General features: G+C 74.1%; 10 protein-coding genes. 5 read left to right on the forward strand and 5 right to left on the reverse strand.

Annotated features, from left to right (window positions below):
• From ACWCWD_RS09055 to ACWCWD_RS09065, 3 genes are all read left to right on the forward strand, one after another.
• On the forward strand, window positions 1–1,608 hold the full coding sequence (locus tag ACWCWD_RS09055) for a PP2C family serine/threonine-protein phosphatase (RefSeq protein ID WP_450771350.1): 1,608 nt from the start codon (window positions 1–3) through the stop codon (window positions 1,606–1,608).
• A 159-nt stretch (window positions 1,609–1,767) separates the two neighbouring features.
• On the forward strand, window positions 1,768–3,111 hold the full coding sequence (locus ACWCWD_RS09060; RefSeq protein WP_450771351.1) for a vWA domain-containing protein: 1,344 nt from the start codon (window positions 1,768–1,770) through the stop codon (window positions 3,109–3,111).
• Between the two features lie 138 nt (window positions 3,112–3,249).
• Window positions 3,250–4,770 carry an FHA domain-containing protein gene (locus tag ACWCWD_RS09065; protein ID WP_450771353.1) on the forward strand — a complete coding sequence of 507 codons (1,521 nt, stop codon included), beginning with the start codon at window positions 3,250–3,252 and terminating at the stop codon, window positions 4,768–4,770.
• Between the two features lie 58 nt (window positions 4,771–4,828).
• Here ACWCWD_RS09065 and ACWCWD_RS09070 read toward each other — a convergent pair whose 3' ends face one another.
• The gene (locus tag ACWCWD_RS09070; protein ID WP_450771354.1) at window positions 4,829–5,818 is read right to left on the reverse strand and encodes a methyltransferase domain-containing protein; all 990 of its coding nucleotides are present in this window, start codon (window positions 5,816–5,818) and stop codon (window positions 4,829–4,831) included.
• Between the two features lie 123 nt (window positions 5,819–5,941).
• Complete coding sequence (locus ACWCWD_RS09075) at window positions 5,942–6,838, reverse strand: LysR family transcriptional regulator (protein WP_450771355.1); 897 nt, start codon at window positions 6,836–6,838, stop codon at window positions 5,942–5,944.
• A gap of 270 nt (window positions 6,839–7,108) precedes the next feature.
• Here ACWCWD_RS09075 and ACWCWD_RS09080 point away from each other — a divergent pair, with 270 nt between their 5' ends.
• On the forward strand, window positions 7,109–8,494 hold the full coding sequence (locus ACWCWD_RS09080; protein WP_450771356.1) for an MFS transporter: 1,386 nt from the start codon (window positions 7,109–7,111) through the stop codon (window positions 8,492–8,494).
• A gap of 40 nt (window positions 8,495–8,534) precedes the next feature.
• Window positions 8,535–8,939, forward strand: a complete 405-nt coding sequence (locus tag ACWCWD_RS09085; protein WP_327175860.1) for a globin — start codon at window positions 8,535–8,537, stop codon at window positions 8,937–8,939.
• Window positions 8,940–8,969: 30 nt separating this feature from the next.
• On the opposite strand, the gene ACWCWD_RS09090 is transcribed toward ACWCWD_RS09085, so the two are convergent.
• From ACWCWD_RS09090 to ettA, 3 genes are read right to left on the reverse strand one after another with little or no spacing between them, the layout of a single operon-like run.
• Complete coding sequence (locus tag ACWCWD_RS09090) at window positions 8,970–9,689, reverse strand: hypothetical protein (protein WP_450771357.1); 720 nt, start codon at window positions 9,687–9,689, stop codon at window positions 8,970–8,972.
• The gene (locus ACWCWD_RS09095; protein WP_450771358.1) at window positions 9,686–10,108 is read right to left on the reverse strand and encodes an acyl-CoA thioesterase; all 423 of its coding nucleotides are present in this window, start codon (window positions 10,106–10,108) and stop codon (window positions 9,686–9,688) included. Before ACWCWD_RS09095 ends, ACWCWD_RS09090 begins: the two co-directional genes overlap by 4 nt.
• 5 nt (window positions 10,109–10,113) lie before the next feature.
• On the reverse strand, window positions 10,114–11,778 hold the full coding sequence (gene ettA / locus ACWCWD_RS09100) for an energy-dependent translational throttle protein EttA (protein ID WP_450771360.1): 1,665 nt from the start codon (window positions 11,776–11,778) through the stop codon (window positions 10,114–10,116).
• Window positions 11,779–11,954 lie beyond the last annotated feature (176 nt).

Here is an 11,954-nt window from a genome sequence, read left to right on the forward strand (position 1 = left end):
ATGTCACAGATCCACCAGCAGGCGGCTCCCCTGCCGACGTGCCCCAGCTGCGCGGAACCGCTGGAGCCGGGCGACCTGTTCTGCGGCGCCTGCGGCTACGACCTGTCGGCCGTGCCCGAACGGCCGGGCGACCGGCCGACGATGGCGATCACCACCCCGCCTCCACCCCCACCGGCCCCGCCCGCACCACTTGTTCCGCCCGTACCGCATGTTCCGCCCGTGGCCCCTACGGCTCCCGCCCCGCCGGGAGCGGCCCCGGGTGCTGCGGCTGCGACTCCGGCTCCGGCTCCGGCTCCGGCTCCGGTCCAGTGGCCGCCCGCGTCCGAGACCGACACCTCGGACCAGCCCGCGCCCGTCCACCGTCCGGCCGACCTCCCGGGCCTCGACTCCGCGGGGCACCCGCTGTACGCCCGCGCGGCGGCGGCCCCCGCCGCGCCGGTGGCCCCGCCCGCCGTGCGCCACGACGACCGGGCGGTACCGGGGCAGCGCCCCGGCCACGCCCCCGGCTCCCTCAGCCCCGGTTACGCCGACCCCGGTTACGTATCGGGGGACTTCGAGCTGGCGGCACCGGCGTCCGCCCCCGAGGGCGTACCCGCCGCCGACCCGCGCGCCCCCGGGGCCACCGCGGCCCCCGGCACCGTCACGACCGCCACGGCCCCCGCCGCGGGTACGAGCGCCCCGGCCGGCACCAAGCTCTGCGTCGCCTGCCGGGCCGGCCGGGTGGACACCGACGGGTACTGCGAGACCTGCGGCCACGCCCAGCCGCGCGAACGCGACCACATGGAGCGGGAGCTCGGCCCGGTGGCGGCGGTCAGCGACCGCGGGCTGCGCCACCACCGCAACGAGGACTCCTTCGCCGTGTCGACGACGGCGCTGCCGGACGGTTCGCCGGCCGTCGTCGCGATCGTCTGCGACGGGGTGTCCTCCGCGCACCGGCCCGACGAGGCGTCGGCAGCCGCCGCGCACGCCGCCGACGCGTCCCTCCTGGAGTCCCTGCCGCGCGGCACCCACCCGCAGCAGGCGATGCACGAAGCGATCGTCGCGGCCTCCCGGGCCGTCAACGCGCTGGCCGAGGAGCAGGAGGGCGCGACGGAGCACGATCCGCACCGTCACCAGAACGCTCCGGCCTGCACCCTGGTCGGCGCGGTCGTCGCCGCCGGTCTGCTGATCGTCGGCTGGGTCGGCGACAGCCGCGTCTACTGGGTGCCGGCCGACCGTACCCAGCAGCCGGCCCGGCTCACCGAGGACGACTCCTGGGCCGCGCAGATGGTGGCGGCGGGCCTGATGAGCGAGGAGCAGGCGTACGCGGACGAGCGGGCCCACGCGATCACCGGCTGGCTCGGCGCCGACGCCTACGAACTCGACCCGCACACCGCGGCGTTCAAGCCCGACCGGCCGGGCACCGTGGTGGTCTGCACCGACGGGCTCTGGAACTACGCGGAGTCCGCCGAGGAGATGGCCGCCGCCGTACCCCGGGACGCGGGCGAACGCCCGCTGCACGGAGCCCAGGTGCTGGTGGGACACGCGCTCGACGGCGGGGGCCACGACAACGTAACAGTGGCGCTGCTGCCGTTCGCCGTACCGGCCACCGGGGCACACTCCGGCTGACGGGCTCCCGACCGCTCCCGGCCGTTTCCCACCGCTTCCGGCTGTTTCCCACCGCTTCCCGCTGCTTACCGCTGCTTCCGGACCGTTTCCCGCCCGGTCACCGACCGCCAACCGCACGCCCGTATCCGTCCCACCGGTGGGGCACCGAGGAGCCGCTCCATGGCCAACTTCTCCAAGTCGCAAGCGCCGCGGTTCTCCGTCGACGTGTACCAGAACAGCTACCTCCCCGAGGGGGGCCGGGAGGTCAACGCGATCGTCACCGTCACCTCCACGGGAGGCGGTACGACGGGTGGGGTGCCGCTCGCCGGGGACGCGGCCGCGTCCGCGTCGAACGCGGCGGTCGTGCTCATGGTCGACTGCTCCGGGTCGATGGAGTACCCGCCGACGAAGATGCGCAACGCCCGGGACGCCACCGCGGCGGCCATCGACACCCTGCGCGACGGCACCCGGTTCGCGGTGGTGGCCGGTACGCACGTGGCGAAGGACGTCTACCCGGGCAACGGCCGGCTCGCCACGGCCGACCGGCTGACGAAGGCGCAGGCCAAGGACGCGCTGCGCGGGCTGAGCGCGGGCGGCGGCACGGCGATCGGCACCTGGCTGCGCCTCGCCGACCGGCTGTTCGGCACCGCCGGGGCGGATCTGCGGCACGGCATCCTGCTGACCGACGGGCGCAACGAGCACGAGGCGCCGGAGGATCTGCGGGCGGCCCTGGACTCCTGCGCGGGCCGCTTCACCTGTGACGCCCGGGGCGTCGGCACCGACTGGGAGGTGAAGGAGGTCACGGGCATCGCCTCCGCCCTGCTGGGCACCGCCGACATCGTCGCCGACCCGGCCGGGCTGGCCGCGGACTTCACGCGGATGATGGAGAACGCCATGGGCAAGGAGGTCGCGGACGTGGCGCTGCGGCTCTGGACGCCGGTGGACACCGAGATCCTCTTCGTGAAGCAGGTCGCTCCGTCGGTCGTCGACCTGACCGGGCGCAGGACGGGGGCGGGACCGCGCGCCGGGGACTATCCGACGGGTTCCTGGGGTGACGAATCCCGCGATTATCACGTGTGCGTCAGGGTTCCCCAGGCCCGGATCGGCCAGGAGATGCTGGCGGCGCGGGTCTCCCTGGTGCTCCCCGCCCCCTCGGGCGGGGGCGCTCCGGTGACCCTCGCGCAGGGGCTCGTACGGGCGGTGTGGACGGACGATCTGGTGGCGTCCACGGCGATGAATCCGCAGGTCGCGCACTATACGGGCCAGGCCGAGCTGGCCCGGGTGATCCAGCAGGGACTCGACGCCCGCAAGGCCGGGGACCTGAACGGGGCGACCGCGAAACTGGGGCGCGCGGTGCAGCTCGCGTCGGTCTCCGGCAACGAGGACACCGCGAAGCTGCTTTCGAAGGTGGTCGACGTGGTCGACGCCGCGACAGGTACTGTGCGACTGAAAGCGAAGGTCGCGGAAGCGGACGAGATGACACTCGAAACGCGCTCCACCAAGACCGTTCGCGTCAAGAAGTAGCAAGAGAACGACACAGACGAAGCCGAGCGACAGAGTCGTCCGCACGGCCGAGGGCGGACCCTCCGCCCCGCCGCGCGCACGGCGATCGACGAGCATGACGGCCCCCTGGGCCGGACGAGGAGAGGGGGAAGCGCCGACATGCCGACCTGCCCGAACGGACACCAGTCGGGTTCCGAGGACTGGTGCGAGGTCTGCGGACATCGCATGGCCGGAGCCCGCCCGCCCGGTACCGTCCCCCCGCCTCCCCCTCCGCCGCCCGCGCCCGGGTACGGCTACCCGCAGGGCTCCGGCCCCGGCGGTCAGCCGACCGCCGGCGTCGAGCTCTGCCCGCAGTGCCGGACCCCGCGTGAGCCCGGGGGCCCGTTCTGCGAGGAGTGCCGGTGGAACTTCCTCACCAACACGGCCACCTCGTACACCCCGCTGGCTCCGCAGCCCGGCGCCGGTGGCGGAGCCGCGCCCGGTCTCAACCTGCCGCCCGGCTTCCAGGCGCAGCCCGGCCCCCGGCAGGCCCCGCAGGCCCCGCAGTCGCAGGGCCCGCACACCTCGGCCCCGCAGGCCCCGCAGCCGCGCGACCCCTTCGAGTACCAGGGTTCGCGCCCCTCGCAGCTGAACCGCCCGGCGGAGCCGCTCGTACCGGACGGCGACGGACGGCAGGCGCCGCCGAGCGCGTTCCAGCAGGGTCCGCCGCCCTCCTCCTTCCAGCAGGGCCCGCCTCCCCCGGCCTTCCAGCAGGGCCCGCCGCCGGCCTTCCAGCAGGGGCAGCAGGGCCGTCCGGGGCAGCCGAACCCCCAGGGCGGGCCGGGCCCGCAGCCGCCGTTCCCGCAGGGCGGTCAGCAGTTCCCCGGGCAGCCGTCCTACCCGCAGGGCCAGCAGGTCGGTCAGCAGGGCGGTCCGCAGGGCCAGCAGGGTGGTCAGCAAGGTGGTCAGCAGGGTCCGCCGGCCGGGTTCCAGCAGAGCCCGCCGCCGTCGTTCCAGCAGAGCGCGCCGCCCGCGCCCGGTCCGGCGTCCGCGCCGGAGGCGGACGACTGGATGCTGCCGCCGCCCTCGCGGGGCCAGGCCGGGGCGCAGGCGGGTGCCCAGGCGCCGCACGCCCCCGCGCCGCACCAGCAGCCGCCGCACGCCTTCCAGCAGCAGAGCCCCCAGGGGGCCTTCCCTCCGCCGTTCCCCGGTCAGGGCGGCTTCCCCGGTGCCCAGGCGGGTCCGGGGGCGCAGGGCGGCCAGGCGGGTCCCGGTGGCCAGGAGCCGCCGCGGCCGGCCACCTGGACCGCGGTGATCGCGCCGGACCGTGACTACTTCCTGGCGATGATGCAGCGCAGCGGCCCGGAGGCGACCGGGCTGAACCTGCCGGCGTACTCCCCCGAGCAGCACCTCGAACTCGCGGGCAGCCAGGTCACCATCGGGCGCCGTCGGCACTCCACCGGCGAGTCGCCCGACATCGACCTGGCGGTGCCGCCGGAGGACCCGGGCGTCTCGCACCAGCACGCGGTCCTGGTGAAGCAGCCGGACGGCGGCTGGGCGGTGGTGGACCAGAACTCCACCAACGGCACCACGCTCAACGGCGCCGAGGACCCGATCCAGCCCTACGTACCGGTCCCGCTCCAGGACGGCGACCAGGTGCACGTCGGGGCGTGGACGACGATCACGGTCCGCCGGGGCTGACCCGCCCCGGCAGCCCGCCGGGACTGCCCCCGCCCCCAGCCGCACCCCGTATGGCCCCTCACCGCTCCTCGTGACCGGTGAGGGGCCATACGTACGGGCCCTCCGGATCGTCCAGCCAGGCCCACTGCCGGCCCCGGTCGACGGTGAGGCCGAAGCGTTCCCGGTCGGGGCGCCCCTCGCCCTCCCAGAGGTTCATCGCCTCGTCCGCGCCGAGCGTGCCGCCCGCCAGGGTGAGCAGGAACGAGTAGAGGTCGTTCCCGGTCATGCGCCGGGCCGGGCCGCCGTACCGCTCCCGTGTCCCGCGCAGCGGTACGAAGAACGCCGGGGTGTGCAGGAAGTGCCCCTCGGCCCGCCGCCCGCCCGCCGTCTCCCGTACCCGGAGCAGGATCAGCCCGGTCGCGAAGGGGGCCAGGATGCGCGCGTCGGGGGCGCACTGGGCGAGCCAGTCCTCCGGGATCAGCGGCAGGGTGCAGGTGGCGATGATCCGGTCGTACGGGCTCCGCCCCGGGCAGCCGCGTGCCCCGTCGCCGGTGACGACGGTGGGGCGGTATCCGGCGGCGGCGAGGTGGCGGCGGGCGGACTCGGTGATCTCCGGGTCGAGGTCGACGGTGGTGACCGCCCGGTCGCCGAGCCGGTGGGCGAGCAGGGCGGCGTTGTAGCCGGTGCCCGCGCCGATCTCCAGCACGCTCTGGCCCTCGCGCACGTCCAGCGCTTCGAGCATGAGCGCCATCAGGGAGGGCTGGCTGCTGGAGGAGACGAGTTCGCCGTCCTTCATCCGGGTGGCCAGCGGCCCGTCCGCGTACGCCCCGCGCAGCCACTGCTCGCGGCGTACGGGGTCGGCGTCCTCGCCCCAGAGGCGGACGTGGCCGAGGAGCCCGCCCTCGTAGTAGTACGGCACGAACAGGTGGCGGGGCACGTCCTCGAAGGCCGCACGCCAGGCCGGATCGCGCAGCCCGCCGTCGGCCACGATGAGCCGCACCATGGCCTGCCGGGCCGCCGCCCCTGCGGCTTCGAACGGATCGCGCGCCGCGCGCTCTGGTCCACCCATGCCTCCACTCTCCTGCGGCGGCGCCCGCCGGGCGAGCGGCGGCGGCCCGCCGGGTGTCTCGGCCGGGTGCCTCGGCCGGGTGCCTCGGCCGGGTCCGTCGCCCGGGTGCGTCGCCCGGGTCCGTCACGGGGACGGGTGGGTGGCGTGGGCGGCGGCGTACAGGATGTCCCGCAGGCCGGGCAGGGCCTCGCGGTCCTCGCGCCAGACGAGGCGCAGGCTGAGGTCGGGCAGGGGAAGGCCGAGCCGGACCAGGGTGCCCGCCCGGAGGCTGTCGGCGACCGCGAAGTGCGGAAGCAGCGCGATGCCGAGGCCGTGCTCCGCCCAGGCGCGCATCACCGTCACCCCGCCGGCCCGGACCCGCTCGGGGCCGGTACCGAGGATCCGGTCACCGGCCATCCGGAACGAGCACTCCGGGACGTTGACCAGGAGCCGCTCGCGGCCGAGGTCGGCGGGGACCAGCGCGCTCCGGCCGGCCAGCGCGTGCGCGGGAGCGGCGACCAGGGCGAGCGGGACCGGGTCGAGATCGACGAAGGCCAGCGGTTCGGACGGGGGCGGAAAGCCGAGGCCGCCGATCTCCTCGCCGGAGTCCAGCAGCAGCGCGGCGTCGAGCCGCCCCGCGACGACGTCCGCGAAGAGTGCCTGGCGGCTGCCGTCGGCGTGCACCTCGACGTCCGTCCCGGGCCGCCGCTCGGCCAGCCGGGCGAGGACCAGCGGGACGTGGGAGCCGGCCAGCGTCTCCAGAGCGCCGAGCCGCAGCCTCCGGCGCTCGGCCCGGACGTCGCGGACGGCCCGCTCGGCCGTGTCGAGCAGGGAACGCGCCCAGCCGCGCAGCCGCTGCCCGGCGGCCGTCGGCTCCATCCCCCGGGGCCCCCGGTCGAACAGGGACACCCCGAGCGCCGATTCGAGGGAGCGGATCTGCTCCGAGACCGAGGAGGGGGCGAGACCGAGCGCGACGGCGGCCGCGGTCACGGTCCGGTGGTCGAAGACGGCCGCGAAGACCCTGAGTTGGCGTAGCTCCATGACGGAGGAGAACGCGGGCGGGCGTTCGGAGATTCCGAACGCCCCGTGCGGACGAGCCGGTGGAGCCCGCGCCCCGCGACGGCCAAGGTGGGCTGCCTGCACCCGAGTTCGCCCGGACGCCCCGCTCCCGTTCCCGACCGCGCGGCCGAACTCCCCGCACTTCCCGCACTTCCCGCACTTCCCGAACTTCCCGCACTTCCCGAACTTCCCGCACTTCCCGAACTTCCCGCACTCCCCGAACTCCCCGAACTCACAGGAGGCCGTCCCGTCATGGCTGTCGTCGACCCGCCCACGTCCACGGGCGTCTCCGCCCCGAAGAGCCCGAAAGGACGGCGGGCCCGTGCGCTGACGGGCATTTCGCTGGGCTACTTCATGGTCCTCCTCGACACCACGGTGCTCTCCGTCGCCGAGCCCGATCTGGCCTCCTCCCTGGGCACGTCGATGGCCGGACTCCAGTGGGCCGTGACCGGTTACACCGTGGCCTTCGCGGCGCTGCTGCTGTCGGCCGGGGCCGCGGCCGACCGGTTCGGGGCCGAGCGGCTCTTCCGGGGCGGTGTCACGGTGTTCGTCCTCGCGTCGGTGCTCAGCTCCGTCGCTCCCGGCCTGACCACGCTGCTGCTGCTCCGGGCGGTCTCCGGCGCGGCCGCGGCGGCGTGCGTACCCGCCTCCCTGGCGATGATCGGCCGGCTCTACCCGGAGCCGGCCGAGCGGGCGCGGGCCATCTCGGTGTGGGCCGCGGTCAGCGGGGCGGCCGTCGCGGCCGGCCCGCTCGTCGGGGGTCTCCTGGTCGAGGCGGCCGGGTGGCGTGCGGTGTTCTGGGTCAACGTGCCCGTCGGGCTGGTGGCGCTGGCCCTCACCCGGGGGCGTTCGGTGGCCTGTCCGCGCGGTGACCGCCCCATCGACTGGCCCGCCCAGGCGGCGGCCGCGGTGGCGCTGGCGCTGCTCACGGACGCGCTGATCGCCGCCGGGGCGCGGAACACGGGGCACGCGGTGTGGTCGTCGGCGGGATTCCTCCTCGCGGCGCTCGCCTTCCTCGTACGGGAGCGGGGGAGCCGGTCGCCGGTGCTGAACCGCGCGCTGCTGCGGTCCGCCCGGGTGCGGGCCGGTCTCCTGGCCGGTGCGGCCGTCGGCTTCGCGCTGGCCGGCGCGCTCTTCGTACTCCCCCTGCTGCTCCAGCGGCAGTGGCACCTGACCGCGCTGGAGACCGGGCTCGTCTTCCTCCCGCTGACGGTCCCGTTCGCCGCCAATCCGCCGCTGACCGGCCGGATCGTGGCGCGCAGGGGTCCCCGGCCCCCCATCCTGACCGGTCTGTCCCTGCTGACCGCCGGGGGTGCGGCGCTCGCCTTCCCGGCCTTCACCGGGGTCAGCTGCCTCTGGCTCGCTCCGGGCCTGCTGCTCACCGGCTTCGGGATCTCCTTCGTGCTGCCGGCCCTCGCCGCGGCGGTGGTCGGCGCCGCCCCGGAGGGCACCGCGGGCTCGGCCGGGGGCCTGCTCAACGCGGTACGCCAGGTCGGCGCCACCCTCGGCGTCGCCCTCATGGGCGCCGCGGCGGCCGCGCACGCCGGCTGGTCCCTGCTGCTGTCGGCCGGGATCTGCGCGCTGGCCGGACTCGTCTTCGGGTGGGCCCGCCCCACCGCCGGTCCGCAGGGGTCCTAGGACCCCGGACCTGGGCCGGTACGTCTGCGACCATGGAGACGTGACAGAGAACCCGCGCGACACGCTTCAGGAGCAGACCTTCTACGAGCAGGTCGGCGGCGAGGCGACCTTCCGGCGCCTGGTGCACCGCTTCTACGAGGGAGTGGCCCAGGACCCGTTGCTGCGGCCGATGTACCCGGAGGAGGACCTGGGTCCGGCCGAGGAGCGGTTCGCGCTCTTCCTGATGCAGTACTGGGGCGGCCCCCGGACGTACAGCGACCACCGCGGCCACCCCCGGCTGCGGATGCGGCACCAGCCGTTCCGGGTGGACCGGGCGGCGCACGACGCCTGGCTGGCCAACATGCGGGTGGCCCTGGACGAGCTGGACCTCGCCCCCGAGCACGAGCAGCAGCTGTGGTCCTACCTCACGTACGCGGCGGCCTCGATGGTGAACACGGCCGACTGAAGCATCTGTGCGGGGGCCGGCGCGGGGGTTTCAGCGTCGGCCGACCGACACCTGGAGCGCTCCGAGCCCGCCGCTGCCCTCGGCGCGCAGCGCGACGGAGCCGTACGGGGTCCGCAGGCGCAGCCAGGAACCCGCCGACAGCAGGCTGACCGGAAAGTCCGGCTGGGGGCGGAGGAAGCCGAGCGACTGGGCCGCGTGCACGGCACGCAGCGGGAGCGGGGTCCCGCCGACCTGCCGGGACCAGATCTCGCGGCCGATCAGATCGCGTTCGGCCCGGGTGCGGCGCTCCTCGGGGAGCGCCTCGTCGCGGGCGCGGAACTCGCCGACGGCCACGGTCAGCGCGGTCCGCAGGTCCTGCGGACCCGGCAGACCGGGGATCTCCCGCCAGGGGCCGCGCGGCGGCAGCAGCCCGGTCCAGGGCGGTCCGGTGACGGGGGCGGGCAGCACGCCGGCCCCTCCGTCGGAGTCCTCGGGGCTTTCGGGGCCGAGGGTCTCCAGGAACTCCCCCGCCGACACCGTGACGTCGAAGGTCTCGACGGTCCCGGGGCTCCCGGTTCCGGCCAGGCGGGCGGTACGGATCGCCAGCACGTCGAACGACGGCGGGCGCCCGAACACGGCCAGCGCTCCGCCGGCCGCCTGGAGGCGGACGGCGGCGGCGCGGTCGTAGTGGAGCAGCCGGCCGAGGAAGGCGGCGAGGTCCGCCGCCTCCCTCGCGTCGGCGAAGAGCACGGAGTGCACAGGCACGGTCATGCCGCGGCGGGCTCCTGCTCCATGTATTCCTGGAGGAAGAGCTTCTCCTCGGCGGAGATCCGCCGGGGCCGCCCTTCCACCAGGTTGTAGGGCACGACGACCGTGGAGGCCCGCACGTACACCAGATCCGCGTCCTTGATCTCGTACGCGATCGTCAGGGACGCCGCGCCGATCTTGGTGACCCAGGACTCGACGGTGACCGGCTCGTGGCGGTGGACCAGCGGCCGGAGGTAGTCGATCTCGTGGCGGGCCACGACGGAACCGCCCGCGAAGGACGGCGAACCGTCCCCGGGCGCCAGCCGGAACATGAAGTCGATGCGCGCCTCCTCCAGGTAGCGGAGGAAGACCACGTTGTTGACGTGGCCGAAGGCGTCCATGTCCGACCAGCGCAGCGGGCAGGGGTAGAGGTGACGGGCCACGGTGATCAGCCCCGGGTGAGCTTCTTGTACGTGGCGCGGTGCGGGCGGGCCGCGTCCGCGCCGAGGCGCTCGACCTTGTTCTTCTCGTACGACTCGAAGTTGCCCTCGAACCAGTACCACTTGGAGTCGCCCTCGTACGCCAGGATGTGCGTGGCGACTCGGTCCAGGAACCAGCGGTCGTGGGAGATGACCACCGCGGCGCCCGGGAACTCCAGCAGGGCGTTCTCCAGCGACGACAGGGTCTCGACGTCCAGGTCGTTGGTGGGCTCGTCGAGGAGCAGCAGGTTGCCGCCCTCCTTGAGCGTCAGCGCCAGGTTCAGGCGGTTGCGCTCACCACCGGAGAGCACACCGGCCGGCTTCTGCTGGTCCGGGCCCTTGAAGCCGAACGCGGAGACGTACGCCCGCGACGGCATCTCGACCTGGCCGACGTTGATGTAGTCCAGCTCGTCCGAGACGACGGCCCAGAGGGTCTTCTTCGGGTCGATGTTGGCGCGGGACTGGTCGACGTACGAGATCTTGACCGTCTCGCCGATCTTGACCGTGCCGGAGTCCGGCGTCTCCAGGCCCTGGAGCATCTTGAACAGCGTGGTCTTGCCCGCGCCGTTCGGACCGATGATGCCGACGATGCCGTTGCGGGGCAGCGTGAACGACAGGTCGTCGATCAGGACCTTGTCGCCGAAGGCCTTCGAGAGGTGCTCGACCTCGACGACGATGGAACCGAGGCGCGGGCCCGGCGGGATCTGGATCTCCTCGAAGTCCAGCTTCCGCATCTTGTCGGCCTCGGCAGCCATCTCCTCGTAACGGGCGAGGCGGGCCTTGGACTTGGTCTGGCGGCCCTTGGCGTTGGACCGGACCCACTCCAGCTCTTCCTTGAGCCGCTTGGCGCGCTTCTCGTCCTTGCGGCCCTCGACCTTGAGGCGCGCGGCCTTCTTGTCGAGGTAGGTGGAGTAGTTGCCCTCGTACGGGAGCGCGCGGCCGCGGTCCAGTTCGAGGATCCACTCGGCGACGTTGTTGAGGAAGTACCGGTCGTGGGTGACGGCGACGACCGCACCCGCGTACTTCGAGAGGTGCTGCTCCAGCCAGTTCACCGACTCGGCGTCGAGGTGGTTGGTGGGCTCGTCGAGCAGCAGCAGGTCGGGCGCCTCGATGAGCAGCTTGCAGAGCGCCACGCGGCGCTTCTCGCCACCGGAGAGGTTGGTCACGGGCCAGTCGCCGGGCGGGCAGCCCAGGGCGTCCATGGCCTGCTCCAGCTGGGCGTCCAGGTCCCACGCGTTGGCGTGGTCCAGGTCCTCCTGGAGCTTGCCCATCTCTTCGAGCAGCGCGTCGGAGTAGTCGGTCGCCATGAGCTCGGCGACCTCGTTGAAGCGCTTGAGCTTGCTCATGATGTCGGCGGCGCCGTCCTGGACGTTCTCCAGAACGGTCTTCTCCTCGTCGAGCTTCGGCTCCTGCATGAGGATGCCGACGCTGAAGCCGGGCGAGAGGAAGGCGTCACCGTTGGACGGCTGCTCCAGGCCGGCCATGATCTTCAGCACCGTGGACTTACCGGCGCCGTTGGGGCCGACGACACCGATCTTCGCGCCGGGCAGGAAGTTCAGGGTGACGTCATCGAGAATCACCTTGTCGCCGTGCGCCTTGCGCGTCTTGCGCATGGTGTAGATGAACTCAGCCAAGAGAAACCGTCCGGCAGCAATAGAGGTGTGGGCAGATACACCCCATCTTGCCTGACGACAAGCCCACGGGGGAAACCCGTCCCACCCGGGGCCGCTGACCTGGGCTGCGGCGGGGGGCCGCGAGCGGCGGCAAAGGCGACATCGCCGGACGAGACGCCACCGGAGGCGGCCGGAAG

This window comes from Streptomyces sp. NPDC001493 (assembly GCF_053597235.1).